At 36.3% G+C, this 24,571-nt stretch carries 20 protein-coding genes and 1 pseudogene; 2 read left to right on the top strand and 19 right to left on the bottom strand.

What is annotated here, in order from left to right; all coding sequences use genetic code 11:
* Window positions 1-11 precede the first annotated feature (11 nt).
* Entirely contained in the window at window positions 12-1,166 is a 1,155-nt protein-coding gene (locus tag ACP3T3_RS00785) for a helix-turn-helix transcriptional regulator (RefSeq protein ID WP_426478050.1), read from the top strand.
* 493 nt (window positions 1,167-1,659) lie between these two features.
* On the opposite strand, the gene ACP3T3_RS00780 is transcribed toward ACP3T3_RS00785, so the two are convergent.
* The 17 genes and pseudogenes from ACP3T3_RS00780 to ACP3T3_RS00700 all read right to left on the bottom strand — a co-directional run bounded on the left by ACP3T3_RS00780 (window position 1,660) and on the right by ACP3T3_RS00700 (window position 21,439).
* On the bottom strand, window positions 1,660-3,579 hold the full coding sequence (locus ACP3T3_RS00780; protein WP_426478049.1) for a hypothetical protein: 1,920 nt from the start codon (window positions 3,577-3,579) through the stop codon (window positions 1,660-1,662).
* The gene (locus ACP3T3_RS00775) at window positions 3,576-3,941 is read right to left on the bottom strand and encodes a hypothetical protein (RefSeq protein WP_426478048.1); all 366 of its coding nucleotides are present in this window, start codon (window positions 3,939-3,941) and stop codon (window positions 3,576-3,578) included. The genes ACP3T3_RS00780 and ACP3T3_RS00775 overlap by 4 nt, the downstream gene beginning before the upstream one ends.
* A 427-nt stretch (window positions 3,942-4,368) precedes the next feature.
* Window positions 4,369-5,310: a glycosyltransferase family 2 protein gene (locus ACP3T3_RS00770; protein ID WP_426478047.1), complete on the bottom strand. Its 942-nt coding sequence runs from the start codon at window positions 5,308-5,310 to the stop codon at window positions 4,369-4,371.
* A gap of 194 nt (window positions 5,311-5,504) precedes the next feature.
* On the bottom strand, window positions 5,505-6,437 hold the full coding sequence (locus tag ACP3T3_RS00765) for a Dabb family protein (protein ID WP_426478046.1): 933 nt from the start codon (window positions 6,435-6,437) through the stop codon (window positions 5,505-5,507).
* A complete protein-coding gene (locus ACP3T3_RS00760; RefSeq protein WP_426478045.1) occupies window positions 6,437-7,033 on the bottom strand; it encodes a DUF6759 domain-containing protein in 597 nt (198 codons plus the stop codon). Before ACP3T3_RS00760 ends, ACP3T3_RS00765 begins: the two co-directional genes overlap by 1 nt.
* 39 nt (window positions 7,034-7,072) lie before the next feature.
* Window positions 7,073-7,546, bottom strand: a complete 474-nt coding sequence (locus tag ACP3T3_RS00755) for a transposase (RefSeq protein WP_426478044.1) — start codon at window positions 7,544-7,546, stop codon at window positions 7,073-7,075.
* Between the two features lie 43 nt (window positions 7,547-7,589).
* Complete coding sequence (locus tag ACP3T3_RS00750; RefSeq protein WP_426478043.1) at window positions 7,590-7,949, bottom strand: helix-turn-helix domain-containing protein; 360 nt, start codon at window positions 7,947-7,949, stop codon at window positions 7,590-7,592.
* A gap of 19 nt (window positions 7,950-7,968) precedes the next feature.
* Window positions 7,969-9,357, bottom strand: coding sequence for a TlpA family protein disulfide reductase (locus ACP3T3_RS00745; RefSeq protein ID WP_426478042.1), 1,389 nt, complete (start codon window positions 9,355-9,357; stop codon window positions 7,969-7,971).
* A 447-nt stretch (window positions 9,358-9,804) separates the two neighbouring features.
* The gene (locus tag ACP3T3_RS00740) at window positions 9,805-11,013 is read right to left on the bottom strand and encodes a reverse transcriptase domain-containing protein (RefSeq protein ID WP_426478041.1); all 1,209 of its coding nucleotides are present in this window, start codon (window positions 11,011-11,013) and stop codon (window positions 9,805-9,807) included.
* Window positions 11,014-11,025: 12 nt separating this feature from the next.
* Complete coding sequence (locus ACP3T3_RS00735; RefSeq protein WP_426478040.1) at window positions 11,026-11,334, bottom strand: hypothetical protein; 309 nt, start codon at window positions 11,332-11,334, stop codon at window positions 11,026-11,028.
* Window positions 11,335-11,372: 38 nt separating this feature from the next.
* On the bottom strand, window positions 11,373-11,732 hold the full coding sequence (locus tag ACP3T3_RS00730) for a four helix bundle protein (RefSeq protein WP_426478039.1): 360 nt from the start codon (window positions 11,730-11,732) through the stop codon (window positions 11,373-11,375).
* A gap of 3 nt (window positions 11,733-11,735) precedes the next feature.
* The gene (locus tag ACP3T3_RS00725) at window positions 11,736-12,170 is read right to left on the bottom strand and encodes a hypothetical protein (protein ID WP_426478038.1); all 435 of its coding nucleotides are present in this window, start codon (window positions 12,168-12,170) and stop codon (window positions 11,736-11,738) included.
* Window positions 12,171-12,364: 194 nt separating this feature from the next.
* On the bottom strand, window positions 12,365-13,633 hold the full coding sequence (locus ACP3T3_RS00720; RefSeq protein ID WP_426478037.1) for an FISUMP domain-containing protein: 1,269 nt from the start codon (window positions 13,631-13,633) through the stop codon (window positions 12,365-12,367).
* A gap of 714 nt (window positions 13,634-14,347) precedes the next feature.
* On the bottom strand, window positions 14,348-19,000 hold the full coding sequence (locus ACP3T3_RS00715; RefSeq protein ID WP_426478036.1) for a DUF3320 domain-containing protein: 4,653 nt from the start codon (window positions 18,998-19,000) through the stop codon (window positions 14,348-14,350).
* A 174-nt stretch (window positions 19,001-19,174) separates the two neighbouring features.
* A complete protein-coding gene (locus tag ACP3T3_RS00710; RefSeq protein ID WP_426478035.1) occupies window positions 19,175-19,492 on the bottom strand; it encodes a hypothetical protein in 318 nt (105 codons plus the stop codon).
* 248 nt (window positions 19,493-19,740) lie between these two features.
* Window positions 19,741-20,187, bottom strand: coding sequence for a toll/interleukin-1 receptor domain-containing protein (locus tag ACP3T3_RS00705; RefSeq protein WP_426478034.1), 447 nt, complete (start codon window positions 20,185-20,187; stop codon window positions 19,741-19,743).
* Between the two features lie 380 nt (window positions 20,188-20,567).
* Window positions 20,568-21,439 (bottom strand): annotated as a pseudogene (locus tag ACP3T3_RS00700) (GLPGLI family protein).
* Window positions 21,440-21,860: 421 nt separating this feature from the next.
* Between ACP3T3_RS00700 and ACP3T3_RS00695 the strand changes: the two are divergent.
* Window positions 21,861-22,235: a hypothetical protein gene (locus ACP3T3_RS00695; RefSeq protein ID WP_426478033.1), complete on the top strand. Its 375-nt coding sequence runs from the start codon at window positions 21,861-21,863 to the stop codon at window positions 22,233-22,235.
* A 1,048-nt stretch (window positions 22,236-23,283) separates the two neighbouring features.
* Here the strand turns inward: ACP3T3_RS00695 and ACP3T3_RS00690 are convergent.
* Together ACP3T3_RS00690 and ACP3T3_RS00685 are read right to left on the bottom strand one after the other, a co-directional pair.
* Window positions 23,284-24,150, bottom strand: coding sequence for a CPBP family intramembrane glutamic endopeptidase (locus tag ACP3T3_RS00690; RefSeq protein WP_426478032.1), 867 nt, complete (start codon window positions 24,148-24,150; stop codon window positions 23,284-23,286).
* A 118-nt stretch (window positions 24,151-24,268) separates the two neighbouring features.
* Window positions 24,269-24,514, bottom strand: coding sequence for a recombinase family protein (locus tag ACP3T3_RS00685; RefSeq protein ID WP_426478031.1), 246 nt, complete (start codon window positions 24,512-24,514; stop codon window positions 24,269-24,271).
* Window positions 24,515-24,571 lie beyond the last annotated feature (57 nt).

The following is a 24,571-nucleotide window of genomic DNA, read 5'->3' as shown; positions in this document are numbered from 1 at the left end:
CAAATCAAGATATGCAATCCCTATTGTGTTATCTGAAATATCAGAAGTTCGATCAGGCAGAGCGGATAATAGATGACAATTTTATCCATTCCCCTGATGATTCTAAAAAAGTAATCGGATATATTGGATTATCTTTACATTATGACGCTGCCAATCAGTCACTAAAAAGAAGGATGTTACTGCAAAAAGCAAATGAAATTGCCGAACGTACCCATAAGCCGACCGATCTGGCTTACGTAAAGTACGGACTTGCAAAATACCATCTCGTTCGTAAGGAATATGACCTGTTTTTAAAAGATTATAATATTGGTTTTACAACACTTAAAGATTTAAGCAAAGAACATTTTCTGGTGAGTATGTTTTACAACCTAAAAACCAGATATTTGATTGAAACTAGTAGCGCTGAAGGTAAAAATCAGCAGGATATTAAGGAGAACTCCATAAAAGCCGTTGAGTATGCCGTTGAATCAGAAATCCCTTTTCTGTTTGATATAGAGAGCAATGGGAAATCATTGGAAATCTTCTATCACATAAGCCAGAAAAATCAAATTATTAAAGAGCTCAAAACAAAAAATAAAAAATACAGAAGGCAAAAATATATCTTTCTGTTAATGACTGTACTTTCAGGACTTGGAATTATTAGCCTGACCTATACCTTTCAGCGTAAACAAAAATTAAACAAGCAACAAACATATCTCATCACTACTGAAAAGAATTTCCTTCAAGCGCAGCACCAGATACTAACCATGCAACGTGAAAAGCTTCAAAAGCAGATTATTGTAACCTCACTTCAGCTGAATTCAAAGAATTTAGCATTAAATGAGTTAAAACAGAGTATAGAAAATAATGAAAACGATCTTAAAAAAATTTTAAAGCAAGAACAGTTAGCAGATAACGATTTCAATGAACTACAGTATATCACTAAAGAGGTCCATCCCAATTTATTTAACCGTATTCAAAAAATTTCCCAAAATAAGCTCACTCATCTGGATCTTAAATACACTGCCTATATCTATCTTAATATGAATAATTTTCAGATATCCAATGTCCTAAAAGTGGACCCTAAGACTGTGAGGGTAACAAAATACAGGTTAAAACAAAAGCTAGGACTCAACAAAGAAGTCGATCTCTGCGACTTTATTCAAAACCTGGGAGCAGTAACATAAATCCTATATAAACTCAATATCTTCTGACAGTCATAAGATTCACTGAAAGTTTTCTTTCCAAAGCCTTCTATACAACATTATAGGAAAAAATAATAATGAAGAGGTTGTCTCCAAGACAGTCTCTTTTTCGTTAGATAATAGAGCGAACCTCTATAATGAGATTTTTTTATACGAAAAAACATGTTGAAAATTAACTTTTTATGCTACTTCCTCTAAATTTCTGGTGATAAGCCATGGTAAAAGTCCGGTTTTTATATGATATTACTCAATATTCAAAAACTTAGAACAATCTTACAGCTTATGTAACAGCTTATGCTGCTCTCTGATCTATGATATATTGCTTAGCTCCACGCCTGATATATTGATGATAAGGCTTCTATAACGAATTTATATATATTATCCCCTATTTAACCGGAGGATAATGTAAACAAAAAGACTGCCTCGCTTTGAGACAGCCTATCATTAAATATATAAAATGTTGAGATTAAATAATTTAAGGCCAATAGTCTTCTCTTGGATTTCCTCCTACCCCGTTTACTCCGGCTGGCCCCATTGGAATGTCACCTCCAAATCCCGGATCAACATTGGTAACACTGGTCGAACTATCATAAATTCCATACAATACAATAGCGGTATTTGTTCCGGATTTAGCTTGCCAATATTCCCTTGTATTAAAAATAATACGGTATTTAAATTTCTTAGTGCCTCCGAGATTATTAAACCATTTACTGCCTGAAGTATTAGCCATCGTAAAAGTAGCCCCTGTTCCACTTACTTCACCATATATTGCAGAATCGATTCCCGCGTGGGCACCTACATCACCGGTTGTTATAGGTTTAACATTGGTACCCTGAAAATCATTCTGAAGGTAGCAATCCAAAGAGCCTAATTTTTCACCGGAACTTATTGTTCCGCTCCACTTTTTTATCTGATTCAGGTTATCTGCACTCGATCTGACAAATATGGACGCAGTCATGGAACTACCTGAAAGATTATGTGCCCATACTTTATAAAATTCTGGGGTACCTGAATTACCATGAAGAGTATATCCATCCTCTACTTCCAGCCTGAACATTCCATTATCTGCACCTGTTCGAAGGCTTTTAATATTTCCGGAAATAAAAGTCTCCCATACATGAGGTTTCACATCAATAGAGAATGAACCGCTTACTGATGAACCACCGCTAGCGGCATAAGCATTACTCACGGAATATGATGAGCTCTGATTATTACTGCCGTTCCCCCCTTGAGAAACTTCTTCAGAAGTCATGGGAAATTTACCCGTAGTTGCAGTTGCTGCATTCATAACAATAGTCTGACTTCCCGTAGTGGTTGTAACAACTTCACCACTGTCAAAGAAAATTCCATTTTTATCGGTGGATTTTAATCTAAGTTTACCGGGTTCGCTTACATTGATAACCACATTAATTTTATTTGAAGAAGTAAGGTCTGTAGCCACTGTGTATGTCCCATGAGGAGTTATACTTGAGGTCGAGAAAATAGCCGGAGTCACACCAGAGTGAGAAATATGAATACTACATACAGACCCGTCAGAATTTGTCATAGGCAGATCAGTATCTGCTGTGGAAGGTGTTCCGCTATAAGCAATATCAATTGATGTTGTAGAAGATGTAGCTCCTGTAATACCCGCAAATGTATATACTACTCCATTGATGGTCTGATTAATCGCCGGAATATTTCCAGTACCCGTTACCGCTACCGGAACTTTCACAATACCTGAGCCCTGCACTCCTTCTGTCATAGATGGAGTAACTGTTGCCGAGGAACAGCTATAAGTGTATGAAGCAGCAGCTACAGAAGATTTGGTATAAGTACATGCTGAAATTCCATTACTTTTAACACTAAAGTTTAAAGTAGAAGAGGATGGAGCACCGGCAGCATTGGCAACGGTTACATTTTGTGTACCTGTTGCTGAAAATGTACCTGTTGCTGAATAAGAAACACCATTATCAGAAATAATTCCGATAGAGTAAGGCCCGACATGAGTAACATTCACACTCACTGTAATCGTATTTCCTGTAACCGCCCCTCCTGCTGTATAAGTATTGGTATCGGCCGCAGGAAACTGATTACAATCTATTGTAAAATCAGCAAACGTAGAAGGATCACAAGCCGTCTGGCATAATGATACCCAAGCACTTTGCGCAATATTCCAGTAATTATAACATCCGGTATCGGTATTGTAAATCAACAATCCGTCACGACCGGCATCTATGGTTCCGGGTGAAATAGCATCTCTTTGAGCCTGCGACATTCTGGGCATTAATACACCCTTTTCCGTGGAAACAATATCCAGCATGGATTTGGTATTGGGACTGGTGGTGCCGATTCCCACCTGAGCCATACCCATACAGCTTAACTGCAGAAGTATGAAATATAATATTTTTTTCATTGTTTTTTCTCTTTAAAGTTTGTACTTTGATTGACAAATTTCTGATGAGGCAAAGGAACCGTAGAATCTGGCATACCACACATTTGCTTCCACACTGCAGATAACGCATGGTAGTAATTGAAACATTTTTCATCTGTATTATAAATTAAAAGGCCGTCTTGTTGAGTGGAAACGGCAATTGCATCTCTTTCCAAGGTAGTAAGTCTTGGAAATAATACACCAGCATCTTTAGACCCCACATCTAAAATTGCCTTTACGTCAGGGCGGAATGAAGAATCCTTACTTATTCCTACACCTGTGTTTTGTTGGGAATAAGCATAAACAGAAATAAAGCAAACCATAGCAAGCAAATTTTTTTTCATTTGTTATGTATTATTGGTTAATAAAAAATTTAAAGTTTGACACATTTCTCAAGTCTAAGAAATGAACGGATATGAATAATCGTGCTATTGATTATGAATCCGCAAAGATTGAATAAAAAACCAAAATATCTAAATTTCTTACATTACAATTGATATACAAGCTGGTAATCAGCGTATACAAAATATATACACTCTTAAAAAAGACATTGATTTTCAGTGGTTTACTTTTTTTGTTATACCTTTTTCTGAAAGCACTTGTGGGTGTAAACATAATTTTTGATAAGTAATCTTTTACCCTAAATAGATATATCACTTGCCAGAATTGCAAGCAAGTGAAAATCCGACCCCTTTAGAGCCGGATTAACAAAAAAAAATTGATGAAAAATTATATGAATTATAAAAACCTGATAGGTTTTACTATTTAAAGTTAGCGGAATAAAGACTCTCTGAAATTGCTGTTATAAATATCTGCACGAATAATCGTATCATCTACAATTAAATATTTTATAATCATCCTCCATTTTCTTAAAAACGAGGCATCGCCTATACGTAAACTATGATACATTCTTCGTATGTGCACTTTTATTTCTTCAGGAACCGAATTCTCTTTGCAAGCCCATTCATGAAGCTCTTTCCACAGGCCCACTTTTTTGGAAGCAGGGCTCATCTCATCCGGAATAATAATGCTGGTCCTCTCAGGTTCATAAATACCTCTCATGGCTATGGGGCTGCTGATAATGCCAGGATACAGATTCAGATAGAATGAAGCACGCAATAAAAAATCCGTATCGGCATAAAAGGGTATAGGTTTAAAAAAATATTTCATTTTTTTTATCAATACTTCCTTCCGAAGCGTCAATGTATTGACATTCAACTGCCCAAAAAGGCTACCCAAGGTCAATTGACCCGTGAAAACCGATTCAGGCCTGCATTTTTCACAAACCGTTATCAGCCTGTTTTTGTAGAGATGATGATATTTATCTTTTGCTTTCTTTGAATGATAATGAACTCCCAATGCTCCATATACACCATCTACCTTACTATTTTCAAATAGTTCCTTTTCTGCATCAAAGCGGTTGGGAAGATAATGATTCCGGGCATTCAAGAATGCAATAAAATCTCCACAGGATTTTTCAATTCCAAGGTTTCTACTTTCACTGACTCCATGATTTCTTAGATCTGAATGCTGAAAAAGCCTAACCCTTTCATACTTTTGCTCCAGGTCCCGACATACACGTAACGACTGGTCATAAGAGCCATCCTCAATAAGGATTACTTCATATACTTCTTCAAATTGTAAAGCAGATTCCACAGCATTTGTAACACATGCTTCTGCATTACAGACAGGGATGATAACGGAAATTCTCATTCAAATAAATTTTAGCCCTTTCTTGCATCGTATCTCCGGTAGAACATAGATTTCCTTTACAATCAATAGTTTGGACCGGAATGATGTACAAAGGATTAGGGGATTAATAGGACAGACAGATTATATATCCACTCTGAACATTTGTTTCATATTTTCAGGGTTGTATGTTTAATTGTAATTACCAAAGATTGACATTAGTCACTGATAACTTCGTAATCAAATACCAGAACGCCTCTCTCAGGATCCAAATACGGACCTACAAAATTTTTAAAATCATCATGCATCGGATCGAAAGTTCCAGGATCATTCTGAAAAGGCTTTCCGACATAATAATCACGATCTTTCTGTGATAAAAAGATGACACGGAAGGCCATTTCAAAATCCGGATCTTTCGCTAAATAGTTATTTTCATATCCGTAGTCAATCAACTCTATATAAGGTTTTCCGTTTTTAAGAGAACTTTTTAACTTAAGAAAACGGTCGGTTATCTTCTGACGGTCATCCGCTGTTATATCTTTCCGGAACTTAAACAAGACCCAGTGGTCCAATCTTTCTTTATTGCCCTTAACATGGGCATTTTCATTGCTGACAAAATCGAAACTGAATAATTCACTATTGGGATCCATATAAGGGATCATAAAAGCTTTGAAATATTCATATGCCGATCCGGATTCCGGCATTCCCGGCTCAGGTGAATTTCCGTCAAAGTAATCACGGTCTTCATAAGATCGGAAAGAAATTCTTACTGCCAAATCATAACCTGCCGAAAGACCTTCCCGGCTATTCTGCCAGCCATATTCTATATGCACATAAGGCCTGCCGTTTTTTAATGATTTCCCTACATCCATGATCTTTCGTAAAAGCCTTCGTTTCCTTTCTTCGGAAATATTTTTTTTTAACCTGATCAAAACCAATCTTTCAATTCTCTGCCCAGATTGTAGGGCAGTAAAGTTCGGATCACATGATAAAGCAGAAAATGCAAGTACCGTTAAAACACCCACACATAAAAATCTCAACAGCTTTGAACCATTAGATCTGCCCTTTGTATACTGATTAACAGTTTCACAATATTTCCAGAGTAGGTCTTCATCCTTATAACTTACTTGCTTGTTTTGTCCTTCCTCCATTATTTAAGTGTTAAATAAATACCATGATCAAGATTCTTGACCTTTTCATATCGTGCTCCACAAATACTTCCGCTGATGCTATATTTTCCCTTTTCAAGGACTATAAAATTCTCGCCATCATGAGGAACTGCAAGATCATACTCTTCATCCGCCTCCCGGATATGTAAAATCATATTGCAATGGCTATGGTTTTTAACCACTAGCAAAGCATTGGGCGAATCTTTCGTACTGTTGAACATCTCGTTTAAAAGAGCAACAGTCTTATTTTTGTGATTCACCCTATCCGCCTGTAAAAGTTTTTCAAACTGCTGAGTATCTACCCCTGTCATCATATTTTTCTTCTCGGCTGCCTCTCTGACTGCCATTGACTCAGAATCCACCGGTCTTTTCATCCATGCATTATTTTTAAGTTCTATGATTCTTTTCTTTAACAAAGCATTTTTTGGGTCATCAGGATGAGCATTATCAAGGTAATTCTCAATCTCACCAATATCATTACTTGTCAAAATATTACGTACATTTTTTGTACCGCTGCAATCAAGCATAACTAAGCTATAGCCCAGCAAAAGCAACACTTTTATTATTTTTTTCATCATTTTGTTTTTATATAGACTCTCATTAAAAAATTAATTTGATTAATTTTTACCGGATTTGCCACTCCTGTACTTGGCTACCCACTTATGCAGGGTGGTTTTTGGAATGCCATATTCTGCAGTAATTGCACTGATGGTTTTCTGCCCGGTGTTCACCAACTCAATCATAAAATCTATAACCTCTTTGGTATAAATGCTTTTCCTGAATTTGGGCATTCCGCTCCTATGGCTGCTCTTAGTATCCAGCATTCCGGAGGCCGGGGCATATAAAATCAGATGCTGGGAATAAATACGGAAAAAATCATATTCCAGAAGTTTACTCCACATCAATAAAAAACCCGAATCAATACTTTTTTCCTCATACATAGCGGTAACCTCTGAAATACTTAACGAAAAAAATGAAGCGATCCTCGATTCATCAATATCCAGTTCACGGGCTCTTTTGCTGATAAGCTCTCCCATATGGATATCCTTATAGATATAATACCCTGTTTTACCTTCCCCCTGACTGTTCATAGCCTTTAAAATTAATTGATTAGAACTTCATTGATTAAACCGCTTACAGAAACTTCTTTTTCCATTTGGTAACCGTATTCCTGCTGAGACTGAAATACCCCGCAAGCTGCTGATTGCTGCACCCATACTTTTTCTGGTAGTCCAGAATCCTCATAATGGTATCAAGGTCATAGCATTTATGCCTGGCATTAAATGATAGGGTCTCTCTATCATCCCTGCAGGTGATAATACTGCTAAGCTGCAATACATCATAGCTCACCAGGGACTCCTTTTCCAGAAAAGACCTGCATTTTTCCATCAGGTGAGGGTATTTCAAGGTGATTAAATCCGTATATATTTTCTTATAATCAGGCCTTGAAGGGCTTTTCGATTGCGCAGGTTCTTGCTTATTATATTTCTTCATATTATATTCCTTGGCATTGTTATAATTGAGGCGGTACATAGGGTCTTGGAGGCCTGCGTATTTTTCTCCATAATTCAGTGGACGGATCCGTAAGCGCCTTGAGCGCATCATCTGCTGAGCCCAGGCGGGAAGTGATATTTCCCCACTGGTCAACAATAAATAAGGTAGGGGTAGCCTGGACTCCGTAATTCATAAAGTTGATCCCTTTCATTCCCTGCGTATCACAGGATATCATCCCCTTCCATGGCAGCTTGACGGATGCCTGCTCACATATCTTCCTGTCCGTATCTGCCGAGATAGCCATCACACGGACTTTACTTTTATTAAGATCCTCAAGCTTCCCGGCAAGGGTTTTCATCACTTCATCACAATGTCCGCAGCCTGAGCTGTAAAATACCAGAAGTGTTTTCTGGTACCTCGTATCGGTAAAGTCCATCTTACCGGTCACCTCCGGCCACGTTCCAATCAGGTGCAGCGACAGCTCAGGGGCTTTACTCCCGGGAACCGCTTTTTGATATACGGACATAATTCCGCTATAAGAAGTTATTTTTCCTGAATTTAGAATTACAGGTGAGAGTCTGGCGATGATATCATCATTCCCCGACTGCGTCAGGTAATAGGTAACCCGCTCTGCAAATGCAGTATACAGCGCATGGTCTGAGATCTTATCCCCAATACGCTGAAAGTCATTAACCAGGGCTTCGCCCCCATCTTTTTTATCTTCCAAATCCGTAAACACAGCCAAAACACCATCCCAATGCCCCGAAGTGTAAAGACCTTCCCAGGGAATGTCCTGGGTAATGGTACGGATGAGTTCCTTTTTGTTATCATCCTCATTTTCCTGTAGCGATCTGCCCAGCCCATTAGTAAGGTTAACCATTCTAAGGAATGCCGAAGCGTAATCCTTATTGTTCATAAGGGCTTTCTCAAAGCCCGCGTAACGGTCCTTCTGCAAACCCAGTTCCTTAGTAAAAACCCCATACTGTTTATGGTCTTTGGGGTACGCTTTTCCAGCCATCACCATGGATGTAAACCGCCCTACAATAGCGCTCTGCTCATTATACATAGTCCCTAACAGGCTGTTTTCATCATTGTCCTTGTACACAATATTCTTATTATCCGGAACCGAAGCCGTGCACTGAACAGAAAAATCATGACCCGGAATGATCATATCAAGTCCTCCACCCTCCTGGGTTCCTGTGATAAGCCACCTGGACATCCCCCTATAAGGAGAGAGCTCCCGGGGAACAGTGAGGGTAAATCTGCCATCAGAAGGGATAACCCCTTTCTGTACCCGGGTATCCTTACCCTGGAATACGATAAAATCATACGACTTCCCAGCGAAATGAGGAAAATACATGCTTACCGCCTGACCGGAAATACCACTGCTCATCCCTAAACAGACCATGATCCTCAGTATTTTTTTTCTATAATGCATAGTAATGATGTTAATAGATTATCAGTTTTTTAAATAGTTTCTTTTATTTTTAAGTTCTTTTAAGGCCTTTTTAAGTGCAATTTCTTTTTGTCCTTTTCTCCTTTTGTCTTTTTGTTTTATGCTATTTTTTGATGGGGGCGCCGCTGCTGCCTGCCAGGTAAAAAACAAATGTTAAAACGTTAAATGTCAAATGTTAAATGTTAAATGTTAAAAATGTACCGTCAAAATATAATTCCCGGCAGCAGCAACGAAACTATGCTCCCCTATGCTTTACAGCCATTCTACCCGTCTTTGCTTTATAGAAACTTTGTGTTTTTAGCTTTTCTTTATTTATTCTAACTTACGCTCGCTTTTGTTGAGGAAACAAAACCGCTGTAACAGGATATCACTCGTTTATCATAACAGGTTTCATGGGTATTAACTAAGTGGGTATTTCTGTACTGCATATAAACTATATTTTTCTAATGATTCGTTAAAGTATCCGTATCTATCATATGGGTTAGGACATTCATTGGCAAGGGTTCGAAAACGTAACCGAAAAGTTTTATAATGCTTCATCAGACCGAGATAAGAATTGAGACTATTTCTTAATATAATCAGATCATTTCTAACTACATAATTTTTCTGACCAAGTATTTTTTTTTGATCATAAACCATTTTTTTAAACGAATTCTTAGTTCTTTTACCAATATAGGTTCGGTACGGTTTAATATATACTCCTAGAAAAGAAAATCCTTTCGTATAATGTTGCAGGAATATTTTTTTAGGATGAATCTTTAACTTAAGGTTTTTTTTTATATACTCGTCAGATATTCTCATGATTTCTTTAAGGTGATCCTTAGAACTATGCATAAAATAAAAATCATCTACATATCTTCCATAGTAATCTATTTTTAATGTATTTTTAACAAAATGATCAAAATCATTAAGATAAATATTACTGAAAAGTTGAGAAGTGAGATTACCAATAGGAAGACCACAGTTTGTCGGAGAACTGAAAAGACTTTTATCATTTGGTAATCCAGCCCAATCTTGGTTATGACCTTTAATAACACAATTTCTAGTAGGATCATTAAAAATAATTTTATGAAGAAGAGCCATAATCATTTCATAACTAATATCTTCTTTATTATTCTCAAATACAGATTGGAATTTTTCCTTTGTGAAAATATTTTGTACTTTACGTATTAAAATATTTTTATCAATAGCCATAAAATAACCTTGAATATCAAGTTTTAAAATATATGCGTCTTTTGAGTAATCAATGCTCACTTCTTTCAGATATTGTTCAGCTTTTTTAATTCCATAGTAAGTTCCTTTTTGTTTCCTACAGCTATAACAATCTTCTATTAAAACAGGTTCAACTAAAGGGTTAAGGTACATATATATTAAATGATGAACTACCCTATCTCTAAAATCAGCTGCAAAAATTTCTCTTTTTACAGGTTTATTAAGAACAAAAGCAATACTTTTACCAATATTATAGGTATCGTCAACTAAATCTTCATATAATTTCCATAACTCTCTTTCATAATTAATCTCAAATCCAAGCTGGTTACAAGTATTCCTTTTATTTTTTCTTGCGAGATAATAAGCTTTGAAAAGATTTATTTTTAGTTCATTCATAAAATTGCTTTATCAATATTTATTGTTAAGTTCTGCAATACAACGGACTGAGAATCCGTTCGTACGGTTGTTATTGTTCGCGGGATTAATGGCACCACTATTGAAGTTCAGGTTGTAGGCGTTCGTACTATTCTCTGTACTGCTCCAATAGTTGCCGTTGTAAGCTCGGTTGTTCAGTGCTCCCGTTGTGTTGTTCCGGTTTCCTGCTGTAGGAAAGAAACACTTTGAGTAGAATCTTTTGTATTTACCTGTTAGCACATCTTTTCTTAGTGACGTCTTTACCCCTACAGGTGTTCTACTGAATTTAACAGGCACTCTCATAAGTGCATAACACACCATGACTCCCACCTAATAAATATTTATAAAATCTCATTCTTTTTTACCTGCTGTATATACCAGGCATTAACTTGTTTACTGATTGTTTCTAATTTTTCTGATAAATTAACAAATTCTTTAAGGGATATCTGTTTTAAATCATTCAACAGACGTATTAGCAATCTTAATACTTCTATATTTTCTTTAGCATCTGATAGAAGTGTTCTTTTGTCATATAAGGTATTAGCCCTATATATACAGATAATAAGCTCAATACCTTCAGCTTTAATCTTTTCGCCTATTGTAAACTTAAAATCTCTTTCCATTTTTTTCGTAACATCGAATAACTGTAACAAAAAATCATAAACGGCTTTATATACAGGCAACTGATCATAAATAGCCATATTTTATTGTTTTACAATAAGATTATTTTTAAGTGTTATCTGTAAGATGCCGATCAATTGAAAGGCATCCATCGGTGTCTTGTTCTCCAGGTTAAAAGACATAATTTCTTGTTCCACGTTTGAAGTGTTTGACCTTACTTTCCAATGAATAAAATCACGCAGACAGATACTCTCAATAAGTTGTATTTTGATATAAGAATCCGATTTCTCTACAGTACAACCTTGACATTCAAAATATTTGATAATTTCCATTAAAGCGCTTTCCGGAAAACTAACACTTGTCACAGTTTGTTTTAGATATTTTATATACTTTGAAATGGCTTTATATTGCCTTATTTTCCATATTTGATAAGCACTTTGTTGATAAGTTATCCAAAAAACCCCTTGTTTGTAGCAATTTATAGTATTGCAATTCTCTTGTAATAGTTTATGTTTCATGGCAATCAGGTATTAGATTAATTATAGTTAATAGTTGAATTATTTTGTGCGGCATTTACTTTGCCGCACAAAACTTAAAAAAAATATTATTTACACTTATACATCGTAGAAAATTAAATTGTTAAATAAAATTATTACATGTTAAAATATCATAAATAAATTCTAAATAGAAAAATTAATACAATGAATAGAATCTATTCTGCAATACAACGGACTGAGAATCCGAACGTACGGGTGCTACTGTTCGCGGGAGTAATGGCACCACTATTGAAGGCCAGGTAGTAGGCGTACGTACTACTCTCTGTACTGCTCCAATAGTAGCCGTAGTAAGCTCGGTAGTTCAGTGCTCCCGTAGTGCTGTCCCGGGTTCCCGCTGTAGGAAAGGTTAGTGTACTTCCATTGTTAGTGAAGACTTTGGCGACAGTAAAATTGGTGGCGCTACCTGGAGATGCAACAAAAGTCCCCATATTGGAGGTCGTACTGTTGGTATTAAAGCTTACCCACTCGTTTCGGGTAGGTACCCTAAATCCGGTAGGACATGGATCATTGACTGTTTTATTAGGAATGGTCTCAGTACCAGTGTTCCACGCTTTATCAGCAGCAGCAGCAGTGTTCCATCCCGCAATAGCAGTGGCAGGAGTATCGGCGTCAGCTACGGGATTCTTTCTTCCCCATTGGTAATAACTTCCATGAATCCCCTTGACAACAATATTAGGATCCAGGCTTGTATCAGCCCCCAGGTTATGGGTCATCATCTGAACGGTCTGGCCATTAATCTTAACCGGCACCACATCAGGAAAGCCGCTTGCAGGATCTACCGTCCTGATTAAACCACAGTTTATACCTCCAAAACTAATATCAAATGTCGCAGTACCATCAGTAGAAGGGGTTCCTGAAATATCAAAAACTAAATTCCCGCTCCCGTTGTTTAATGTTCCTGAAGAAAGAGTAGCGGTAAGACCTGTTACTCCAACAGAAGCTATGCTCATCCCAGAGTAAATACCACCGTTTCCGCCGGTATAAGGAACACTGCTGCTTACACCCGCCGCAGGATCACCCGCTTCCAAAGTTCCCAGTTTAATAGCCGTTGCACATGATAACTGGGTCACAGCGGCCGTAGTAGCGCCACTGGAAATCATCTTTACCCAGCGGTTACTTCCCGCATCGAAGTAATAAAAACCCCTGGAATCCATCCCCTCTACCTGACCCGTACGGTTGGCAGGATCAGGCTCCACAGTAACAAATACCAACGTAGCGTCCTGATCTGCGCCATATACAGTAGCCGTTTCAGCTAACTTTAAAGCGTTTCCAGTTACACGGGGGATAATTAAACCTTCAGAAGCACTCCCATCTGTGGTTTTACTCGTAATATCCAACGTAGATTTGGGAGTTACACTGTTGATTCCTACCTGCCCGTAACATAGAGCCCCAAGGAAAACCGGTAATAAATACATTTTTCTCATTTTTTATATATTTAATGATTAATATTTAAATCAATATCAGAAAAATTGGCCTTAAGGTAAATCTTAGATACATTTTATAGTTCTATCAACTTTATGCTGTACTATCTTTTAAGAAACCTTTAAGAGTTTTTCCGAGATTAAAATTACCAATTCCACCACAAATAAAACCTTGATTATTAGTCGTATTATCACTAAATGATGGTAGTTTTTTAACTATAGCTGTTCTTGCCTTGCAAGAGATTCCAGAAGGAACCTGTGCTAAAGGATCATGTTGATGTGGTTATTAAAAAGCTGTTGTGATATAGCCCTTAAGAATCTAGCCTTACTTTATAGATACTTATTCCAAAGTTGCTTCTAACATTTAAAGCTAACAGAATGCACATGCTTTTCCACAACAATGGAACAGGAAGTATCTCTTATACCAACGATGGGCTTATAGCATACTTAAGAGTATAACGACAAGAAAAGCAGAAAGGTAGAAAGATTGATTACCACGGCAAAGTTCAGATACAGGGCTTTATAGAAGAGATTACTACACCTTCTTCCAGGAATATTGATAAGAATCCATTGCGGTTATCTTTGATCTATCTCTCAGAAGCAGAATATCCTTATTACAAAAGTACAGGAGTGGTAAAGTTTCATTGGCTAGTGATGTATTATAGTGTCTTATTTTTTGTATCTAATGCAGTGGTCCGCTTCAAGCGTCTATCATTTTCAAGATTTATTAGCATTGCTTTTTAAAAACTGCCCTTCTTTATATATATGGTTTTGTTGTAAACTATACTCTAACGCTTCAAAAACACCTCTTTTTATATCCTCTGTCACACGGGAAAAACCAAACAATTTAGACACTAAAGGCACTAATTCTTTTGGTTGTATTGCAATAGAGTCGGAAATAACTTTTTGTATGCCCAAATCAATTTCTTCGATTGAAATATATGATATTTTTCTAGAAGCAGGCGGAAGCATCATTCTGTTCCTAATCTCTAATTTTTTTTCAGGAACATATAAAAAATCTCCTTTTTTTATTAATAGATTATTATCGACTGCGTAATCAACCGCATTTATTAAAGATGTACGGATACGGCTCCCTACTTTAGAGATACCATTGGCCTCGGCCATTCTCCTGACAACTTCTTCAAAATGAACAGGACTTTCAGTTTTCACAACATTACAAATCCACTCACCAAGCTTTCCCACAGTATGTAGATGGAGCTCGCGGTCTGCAACTTCTAAAGATAATACAGCCTGTTCATATTCTGGATATACTTGTTTTTCTTCTGCAGTGGACTCCTCACGGACCAGGTTTCGGAGTTCCTCCATAAGTTCTTCCTCTAAACTATCATTGTGTTCAGCCTGTGTTTTTGCTCTGTTCACAGCTTCAGCAATTAGCCCAAGCTCTTCAGCTGTATTACGGAACCAATCCAAACTCCATACGTGGATTAGAGACCAGCCCATGCCTTCAAGCACTGAATTTCTTAGTCGATCCCGATCTCTTGCTGATTGAGCATTTTGATAGGATCTGCCGTCACAGTTTATACCTAATAAGTATCTTCCCGGATGATCAGGATCTGCAATTGCCAAATCAATATAGAACCCTGCAGAACCTACTTTTTCTCGTACAATATAACCCTCTTTTTTAAGTGTTTCCGCCACTATGCTCTCAAACGGCTGGGGCTGGTAAGGCAACTCGCTGTTATTACTTTCAAATTTTCCATACTGAGCGAAATAGAGAAAACTTTTCAAAGCACGGATTCCAAATTTTGCATTAGGACCTATGATCATATCTGCCGCTGTAATATTAGTAAAGACCTCACAGCGAATTTTCGCTCTTGTAATCAGCACATTGAGTCTCCGTTCCCCTCCTTCATTATTAAGTGGCCCAAAGCTCATCGGTACTTTCCCGTCTTCAGTTCTCCCGTAGCCTAAGCTTATAAAAATAACATCTCTTTCATCTCCCTGTACATTTTCCAGATTTTTCACAAAAAAAGGTTCGTCTGCATGCTCCCCAAAATAATTTTCGACCTCAGGGTTTTTTCTTCTTCTTATTTCTATAGCGTTTTGAATTGCCTGCATTTGCGCTGTACTGAAGGCAACTACTCCCAGACTTAACTTGTGATTAGTCAAGGCGTGTTGAATAACGGCATTTGCTACTTCCTCCGCTTCTCTTGGGTTGGTGCGGGTTTTACCCTTATCATAATATGTATCCGGTAAATGATTAAATACCAGCCCCATCCTATTCTTTGATCCCGGGCTTGGGAAAATTACTAACTTATCTTCATAAAATTCCTGGTTAGAAAGACTAATCAGGGATTCATGTCGGCTTCTATAATGCCAACGCAACATCCGTTGTGGGGCTCCTTGTGCATCGCACATGCCTAAGATACTTTGCATATCGGCTGTTACGTTGTCTTCATCTTCTGTATCGGTATTCAGCTTATCAAAAAAGCTAGTCGGAGGCATTTGTCTGGTATCTCCTACCACCACAATCTGCCTTCCTCTCAGGATGGCTCCCAGTGCATCAACTGGTCTTACTTGGCTGGCTTCGTCAAAGATTACCAAGTCAAAATCAATACTGTTTGGAGGCAGAAAACTAGCAATTGACATTGGACTCATCATAAAAACAGGCTTGATCGCTTGAATTGCCATGCCTGCCTCTTGGACTAGTCTCCGTACCGGCATATGTCTCGCTTTACGGTTAAATTCACTTTTCAGTATATTGATCTGGCCGCCACCATCTTGCTTGGGCACTCCTTCCCAGTGCTTTAAAGCAACCTTTGCCCTGTTATAGTATTGTTTCAATACATCCATTTTTCTAAATCCAGCAATGGTTTCTTCGTGGGTAGACCGTTCAAACTTTCTCAGTTCTGCACTTTCAATCATAGCCTGCTCAAGAATATAATCATACCAGGTTTTCTGGAAAGCAGTTTTTAAATAAAATGCAGCATCTTCCCAGTTTTCAACTGCCTTAATAAGAAAACCGGCTCCATTCTGTTGGATCTCATCCTTCAAAACATTCCATTGAACAACTTTATGAATTTCTGGCAACTGTTCTTTCCAAAGGTTCAGAACCGCAACCTGCTTAGGGAGCTTAAAGCCTTCAATACCATTGCCCTCAAAATCCAGATGCTTAAATATTGCTTTGAAAGCTTTCTGCTGCTCATCTGCAAAATGGATAGCATTTCCTGAATATTGTCTGATAGTATCCGGATTTTTATTTTTTTCTAACAGCTCTATAACCTCTGGATGAGCGTCCCCTTTACTTATAAAGCTATGAACTTTCTGTAAATATTCTGTTCCTGCTTTCAACATTGCCCAATCTTTTTGTTGTTGAAGCCAATGCTGACCATAAAGTTGGGTTCCTAATCTTTCGAAAGGTTGTAATGCTGAAGAAAGTCTTTTTTCTTCCATTATAATATTCACCAGCTCTAGCTTCTTTTCTAAAGGATCTGGCATTGGAGAATTTAACAAGGAACCAAGCTTACTTACACTTTTTTTATAATCTCCGATGATAAATCTGTACCACTTTTTACCATGGACGATTAAATTTTGCCTGATTTCCATCATATCCTGGTTCCAAGCTTCAGGAATAAATACTGAATCATAAGTACGATGGATCTCAGCCAGTCTGCTACCAATCTCCAGCATCGTATCAATATCGGCTTTATTATTTAGCCATGCAATATCTCTTACAGACATTGAACCTATCCCAGGATTTTGTAGGATAAGTTCAACAGTATCCAAAGTTTTGTTGATTTCTTCAAGATCTACCGGGATCTGAAATTCCAGATATTCAGCAAGTGCTTTTGAAGCATTTATGAGATTTTCCGTTAGCTCTATCCCATTTGCCAGCAATTCTTTTGCAAGCTCTTCATCCTTAGGAAGAAAAACTGATAAAGTACTGCCATAGAAGACCAGGCTCTCGGGAGATCCTATTTTATTAAGCCTTACCTGAATCTTTTCGGCACTTCGTTCAATATCCCAGATTTCAGCAGAAGTTAACGTAGAGAGATTTTCTACATTGATTTTGGGAAATCTATAGCCTTTATTTTCAGTATCTATTTTTAACAACAGTCCTATTATGTCATGAACAGATAAGCCGCTTTGCCCGGCAGGATGGTTTATCTCATCTGCATAGGCATTCAGCTCATTGGTTACCGGCTCCAATAAACGGATTTCATCTTCAAGATGGGCCATAGTGGGTTTGCCCAGTTCTAAAATACGTTTCAGCTCTGCGTGGAGTTCACGTTTATTAGCTTTATTACTGTGGAGCTCGAGACAGGCTTCACCTAAACCGATACTGTCCAATCTCCTTTTTACGACTTCCAGCGCAGCCATTTTTTCAGCTACAAACAGTACCTTTTTTCCGGTGCCGATCGCATTGGCAATAAGATTGGTAATAGTCTGAGATTTTCCGGTTCCCGGAGGACCCTGAATGACCATATTTCTACCTTCATGTACCGCCAGCATGGCGATAATCTGGGAACTGTCTGCATCTACTACCTGCAATAACTTATTTGCATCTGTCTCCTTATCCAGCATGTGTTCTTCTCCAACTATAGGTTGTGGCTCAGTAAATCCGTTTCCAAATAAGGACTGCAATATCGGATGGTCGTATGGCTTTTTGGTCTGCGGCCATTCGTTGCTGTCTAGATCATGATAGATCATGAATTTACCAAAGGAAAAGAACCCCAACTCAATAGCATTAGATTCTACCTTCCAGTTTTCAAGATGATTTATATGCTCCTTAATTTTATTAAAATATTCAGCGATATCAAGATCTTCATCCTCTGGAAGATTCGGAATAGTAATATTAAAATCCATCATCATTTTGGCCTGAAGAGATAAATTAGCTCCGATTTCACCACCTGTATATCGTAACCTAAATCTTTCGCTGGCACTTGACCGTTCTAATGCAACAGGAACAAGTATCAGTGGTGCTAATTTAACATCCTCTTTGCCTGTTGCAAACCAGCAAAGCATTCCCAGTGATAAGAATAAGGTATTTACTCCCTGTTCTTCAATACTTGTTTTTGCTGCGTAATAAGTATTTAGAATTTTCGTCTGAAGCTTTTGTTCTGATTCATTAGTTTGGAGTCTGGTATCGTTATAAGCATCCTGCAGCTCAGCTTCTGAAAGCGGAGGCAATTCAAAAAGCTTATCATCATCATCTTTGCCGGGTCTGCCTAAAAAAGTCATCGCTTTATTCTGCTTTACCAGAATATTGTAAATGGAAATTGTCTGTTCCTGGACAATGTGTAACCCGCGGGCTTTCGGAATTTTGTAATTTAATAACGTATTACGCATCCCAAGATCCAGCAGTTCCTTTCTTGCTGCTTCTAGCTTAGGATATAAGAGATCTCTCATAGTTACATGATTATAATAAGTTTCTAATGTAGAAAAAAAAGAGGATATTATAAAACGGAAAGTCGTAAAATATTAGCTCACTTTTTAGTACTGTAGTTTAGGATTCTATAATAATTTAAATGCAACTGGATTTTAGCCTAAAGCAAATATGAATTCTATTATAAGGTTTTTATTTTATAGTCTACCAAAAGGTAATTCATCAACTTCGTCATTTGTTTTGTCTGGATACTCATAATAGTTATTATCCACACTTTCCAATATTATGTTCATAACACTATCAGGCAAATCGAGTAAATTTCTGCTTATTTCATCTTTTATTTTCAACTCTTTTGGATTATCAGAACTTGTAACAGCCGACACCTCTGTAAAACCTCTTAACTCAAATCTTTTTAATATTGAAGAATAGTTCCTTGATAACTTATTATCAATTTCATTAATTATTTCCCATTCTTTGATATGGTCAATTTCGTTTTGCTCTTGCCATCCAGTCATTAGTTTAAACCTACCAGTTTCGATAATGTAATGCAATAATATAAGTTCCTCCTCTTTTAATTTTTTTGAAAGTATTAAGTTAGTAAATTTTGAAAATAAGTCTTCTTTGTTTAAATGCGTAGTTATGGAGATAGTTGGTAGCGTTTTAATATTTTCTTTTGCAGTTGTTGATTCTTCTTTTTTAGTTTTATTCTCGTGAGATTTTAAAATCGTAGTTTCGTAGTTTTCAATTTCATTTAAGAACCTTTTTACACTTTGAGAAATGATAATATTACTTTTTGAATTTCAAAGTCTTCAGAAATTAAATGTAAAAATGATAATATTCTCTCTTCATCAGTAATATAAAATCCAATTTCTCTAGGATCTAGCGCGCCACTTTGAAAATCTTTGCTAGATAAATTAAAATTAGGTGAAAAAATCGCAGCATGCTTGTTCTCAATAATCCAAGCAGCACCCATTTCATTTAAACAAGCAATACTTCTATAGTACTCTTCAGATAAAAGATATATAACAAAAGGTTTTTCTGATATTTGAGATTTTAACCAATTAAATATATTTTCTCCAACAGGAATGCCATATGCAATATTACTAGTGAAAACTATTTCATGTTCTTTTATGCCAACGTTTCTTAGTAGCTCAACTAATTTTTCACCATAAAATTTATTCTTTGATGAATGGGATATAAATATTTTCATTTACGTATTTTATCCTTTTTTGAGAAAATTTAGATAATTTAATGTAGTCAAAATCATTGATTTATTTTCATCCAATATAAATGGAATTATTGATTACGTAAAAAGTCCTGCTTGTTAATATAACCTTTTATCCAACCCATTCTGCACCTTAATTTGCAATGATCAAGATTAGAAGGTTTCAATAACTTTTGATTGTAAATATTTTATACTATTTTACATACAACACAAAAATCCTTTATTATTTTTGTTTCCATAGATAAATGTTTTGACTTTACACCATAAATTTAAGCCTTTGTTATAGCGGATCATTGATACCTTACAAAAAAATCAGTAGTTTTTTTAGTAGGAAAGCTGACAGACATTACATATTATCTGCTTTCTTACTTCTTTAAAGAGAGCTCTATCGGGTTGTTATAATCGTTTATTTTGTCTTTCTCTTTTTTCTCCTCTTCTCTAAACATTTCGCCCCAGGTCTTATTTTGCCCCTCAACCATTTCGTTCATCATTTCAGGTGTTAATCTTGATCTTAATTCCCTCAACGGATCTGATTTATAACTTTCTAAAGCTTTTTCAAATTTTTCTTTTGTTGTAGGAATAGTTTCAAATGTAACGCCCTGCTTAGCAATCATTCTTTCGGCATAAGAAATTTCATCATAGTTTTCAATATTCTGATTTCCTTGGAGTACCCACGAGTAGTTTTTCCCAGTGTCTTCTATTTTTACAATCAGACCCGGAAGTCCATAAAATTTGTAAGGGCCGTCTTGAAAAGGAATTCTGCACTGAACCAAGCCATCCATTGTCTGCCTCCAAATTCTGTAGTCGCCTTTTGGGTATTATATTCTCCAATTTTCTCTTTCTCGTTTAGAATTTTCCAATTAAACTGAATTTTATCAGTATAACTGAATTTATTGCCTGCCCAATCTATAATTTGCTCTTCTTCCAAATCAGGATAAGGTTTTGTGACTTTATGCCCAAATTTCGGAACTTTCACATAGTTTCCCAGATCATATTTCCGTCCTGACTTTTCTGCTGTTTCAACAACATTTTTTACTATAGAATCCTGCGCACGCTTTGTAAAATCTTCATAGATGGATTTTTTATCCATAATATCTAAAATAGTCATTACTTTTTCCGTGATATCAATTTGTTTTTTTGGCTTAAAAGTAAGTTCGTAGAAAAACCTATTGGCAGTTTGTTGAGCCTGTATAAATGGGAAGCTTATAACCAGCAATGTTAATTGTATTCTTTTCATTTCGAGTTTTTTATATCTAATTACAAATATATTAATATATTGTTGAATTTTCATAATATGCCCAGCAGTATGAAATGGAAATTCATCCGTCCAAAGTTTGCAGATATAGATTGTTAGTGTGCTTCATCCTCTCTTAATGGAATTAAGTATCCATTAAATGCCCATTTGTCCGAGAGGGAATAGACCTACCGATGTGTAAGAAAGCTCTAAAAAATCTTCATCATTGTTAATAAATAGTTCTCCCATTCATTAATTCTACTGGCTAAAAATGTTAATATCGCTTGGAAATCAACTCCAGTTACTGTTGAAATTGAACTTAAACATTGAGTCCTAAAATATTATTTTTATTATCCTTATAGGTGCAACCACTACAGCAGGCTCTGAAATCACAGTAGAAGCCTTATCTGAGGTGGCAAGAAAATTGAATTTCAGATTTACCGTTCGCAATAACAGAGCCGGCGGGGCGGGAAATAATTCCGATGATGCTGTAATTACAGTAAACCCCAAAGCAGGCCCATTTAAGGTAAGCTCACAAAATTCTGCTGTAATCTATGCCGGAGGAAGCTCACAAACAATAACATGGAATGTTGCAGGAACTACCGCAAATGGTGTTAATACAGCAAATGTAGATATCCTTTGGTCACCTAACAGTGGAACTACCTGGACTACTCTATTGGCAAAAATTCCGAATGACGGATCTCAGGCTGTAACGATTCCTAATACAGCAACCACAACTGGAAGAATAATGGTGAAAGGTTCCCATCACATTTTCTTTGATGTTAAAACGCCAATATAAAAGTCACCGCATCCTCAATAAAAGGAAAAGACATCAAAGATCTGACCACTGAGGTTAAGCTATATCCTAACCCTGTTAAAAACGTCTTAAGTGTTTCAAATACCACATCAGAAGGGTATAAAATTTTCGATATGGGTGGGAAGCTGATCCTTTCAGGAAAAACTTGAAAGAGGTACTGTTAATGTAAGCAACCTTACAAAAGGTGTTTATCTGATTCAGACAGGAGAAACAACTAAAAGATTTATTAAAGAATAATTTTTTTTGATCATAGCAATTCTAAGCTTTGAACATCACTACCAAAAAGATATGTATTTTTACAAAACTCAATACCGTATCAGTTACTACACTCCCAGCAATAAAACAATAAGAACATTGATTTGCTATATCAATATCGTTATACCCATGTTGGGATCGGCTCACGAAACGAAAAATATTTAGGGGTAAGGATAAAATCTATTGATTTAACATATTAATACAAAATCCATGCATATTTAAAAGATGTAGTTTCTGAATATTTGACCAACTGACCACATAAACGTTCAAAATGACCAACGATTAAATAGATAATCCAGGGTCAAAAAGCCAGGATATGATACAGTATTTAGCTGTATAAAATTTTGGACATTCTGTTAGAGATGTATATAAAAAGGATAAAAAAGGAGCTATTATCATAACAAAAAGTATTTAGTGATAAAAAATTCTGGAGCATATGCGGTCAGTATATCTTTCTGTTTCAATCAGGATATTAGGTCTCGGTTAAACAAAAGACAGAAAATTTAACTGAAAAACATTTAATAATTAATTATCAATGTTTTACTTTTATATTTTAAAAATTTTTATTCTATTTAAAAATCGAATAATTCTTCAGGATTAAATTGAGGTTCTTCCTGCAAAACAGAAAAAAAGGCGGTTTCAAAAGTTGACCATTTCAAGGTTTATGAAGTCACTGGGTCATAAAAAATGAATAGTGTCTGCCAGCATAATTCCTCATATCACATTATTTTATTAATCTCGGAAATATTCAGAGCATCAATACTCCAGCCTATTCTTACGATTTGCAAAGCATCGGATAGGTAAACAGTAAAAAGTGGATTAAGTTAAAACAGAAGTGCATAAAAACAGAAGCCATAATACCCCCTTTATGATATGCTACGCCATATCCGAACCCGGCTATAAATGCCATCAGCATTAGAGGCCATCCTCCAGTAGTATGAATGACCGCAAATATCATTGCTGATATGATCAATGATAAATAATACAGCTGCTTCATGAATACAATATTGCCTACATATCCCTGTAGATATCCCCTAAAAAGTACCTCTTCGGGAACAGCTATCAACAAAAGGTTATGCAATGTCCATATCCATAAATAATTAAGCAACAATTTAGGTTCCCATGCCACAAAATGTAATGCCCATGCGGTAAATATGCAAAGAATTATAATCATTACCAGTGGTATCACAATTGCCTTTGCAATCTTCCCTATGTCATATTTTCCAATATAACCAATTTTTAGTAAAAAGGTAAAAATGCTAAAACCGGCAAATGTTTTGTCGAGATTAAAATACATGGTGAAGGGAGCCGCATCTGGGGTGAATTTTATGTCATCAAAAATAACCACGTTGTGAAAGCCTGGCAGCTGATGTTTAAAAAGTAATATGCTTAATACAAAAACTGCAAGATGAGTAATTATCCTTTTCCAACCCGACGCATATTTCCCTACCAATAAAAGCAACACAGCTTCCAGGGTTAACAGGAAAATACCGATAATGGTGATGTTTCCATTGAAAAATGCCAGCGCATATGCGATGATCAATATGATCCAGCCCACCTTTACAGCACGAAAGAAACAAAGGAGTATGCCGGCAATAAATAAAAGATATCCGGGTAATAATTGTAAATCCAATAACATCATAGCTTTTTTACTTTTTTGAAATGCCTCTAATTTGTATTTTTTGATAGTATATTATTATTCAATCTGTAAAAACTTGTTTTGCTAATCCCGGCCTGAGGACAGGCTTTATCATTTTTTTTTAACTTTCATACAGATGCTGAGCATACTGATATTTTTCAAGAATTTCTTTTTTTGCTCCTTTTGGCCGCCCTAAATGTTTCTTTCTTCTTCTGGCTACTTCTATACCCGCTGTAGTCCTTTCACTAATAAGATTTCTTTCAAATTTTGCAACAGCTCCAAAAAATCTGAATAATAAATTTACGTTAGCAGAAGTTGTATCGAACACATGCTCGCTCAAACTTCTCTGGAGTAGAAACTCTGGCATATCCTACGATCATATTTTTGTTTTATAAAAAGTATATTAACAAAACTATTAAATAAA

The sequence above is a fragment of the Chryseobacterium sp. CBSDS_008 genome, from assembly GCF_049959325.1.
In the GTDB taxonomy this organism is placed as follows: Bacteria; Bacteroidota; Bacteroidia; order Flavobacteriales; family Weeksellaceae; genus Chryseobacterium.
The sequence above is the reverse complement of the archived record's forward strand: the minus strand, read 5'-3'. Positions and strand labels throughout refer to the sequence as shown.

Excerpts from the sequence above, each read along its gene's own strand:
- ACP3T3_RS00760 (WP_426478045.1), bottom strand. The coding sequence starts at position 7,033 with ATGATGAAAAAAATAATAAAAGTGTTGCTTTTGCTGGGCTATAGCTTA.
- ACP3T3_RS00785 (WP_426478050.1), top strand. The coding sequence starts at position 12 with ATGCAATCCCTATTGTGTTATCTGAAATATCAGAAGTTCGATCAGGCA.
- ACP3T3_RS00755 (WP_426478044.1), bottom strand. The coding sequence starts at position 7,546 with ATGAACAGTCAGGGGGAAGGTAAAACAGGGTATTATATCTATAAGGAT.
- ACP3T3_RS00710 (WP_426478035.1), bottom strand. The coding sequence starts at position 19,492 with ATGACTGGATGGCAAGAGCAAAACGAAATTGACCATATCAAAGAATGG.
- ACP3T3_RS00765 (WP_426478046.1), bottom strand. The coding sequence starts at position 6,437 with ATGGAGGAAGGACAAAACAAGCAAGTAAGTTATAAGGATGAAGACCTA.
- ACP3T3_RS00730 (WP_426478039.1), bottom strand. The coding sequence starts at position 11,732 with ATGGCTATTTATGATCAGTTGCCTGTATATAAAGCCGTTTATGATTTT.
- ACP3T3_RS00770 (WP_426478047.1), bottom strand. The coding sequence starts at position 5,310 with ATGAGAATTTCCGTTATCATCCCTGTCTGTAATGCAGAAGCATGTGTT.
- ACP3T3_RS00685 (WP_426478031.1), bottom strand. The coding sequence starts at position 24,514 with ATGCCAGAGTTTCTACTCCAGAGAAGTTTGAGCGAGCATGTGTTCGAT.
- ACP3T3_RS00745 (WP_426478042.1), bottom strand. The coding sequence starts at position 9,357 with ATGGTCTGTTTAGGGATGAGCAGTGGTATTTCCGGTCAGGCGGTAAGC.
- ACP3T3_RS00715 (WP_426478036.1), bottom strand. The coding sequence starts at position 19,000 with ATGAGAGATCTCTTATATCCTAAGCTAGAAGCAGCAAGAAAGGAACTG.
- ACP3T3_RS00690 (WP_426478032.1), bottom strand. The coding sequence starts at position 24,150 with ATGATGTTATTGGATTTACAATTATTACCCGGATATCTTTTATTTATT.
- ACP3T3_RS00705 (WP_426478034.1), bottom strand. The coding sequence starts at position 20,187 with ATGAAAATATTTATATCCCATTCATCAAAGAATAAATTTTATGGTGAA.
- ACP3T3_RS00780 (WP_426478049.1), bottom strand. The coding sequence starts at position 3,579 with ATGAAAAAAATATTATATTTCATACTTCTGCAGTTAAGCTGTATGGGT.
- ACP3T3_RS00740 (WP_426478041.1), bottom strand. The coding sequence starts at position 11,013 with ATGAATGAACTAAAAATAAATCTTTTCAAAGCTTATTATCTCGCAAGA.
- ACP3T3_RS00725 (WP_426478038.1), bottom strand. The coding sequence starts at position 12,170 with ATGAAACATAAACTATTACAAGAGAATTGCAATACTATAAATTGCTAC.
- ACP3T3_RS00750 (WP_426478043.1), bottom strand. The coding sequence starts at position 7,949 with ATGAAGAAATATAATAAGCAAGAACCTGCGCAATCGAAAAGCCCTTCA.
- ACP3T3_RS00720 (WP_426478037.1), bottom strand. The coding sequence starts at position 13,633 with ATGAGAAAAATGTATTTATTACCGGTTTTCCTTGGGGCTCTATGTTAC.
- ACP3T3_RS00735 (WP_426478040.1), bottom strand. The coding sequence starts at position 11,334 with ATGAGAGTGCCTGTTAAATTCAGTAGAACACCTGTAGGGGTAAAGACG.
- ACP3T3_RS00775 (WP_426478048.1), bottom strand. The coding sequence starts at position 3,941 with ATGAAAAAAAATTTGCTTGCTATGGTTTGCTTTATTTCTGTTTATGCT.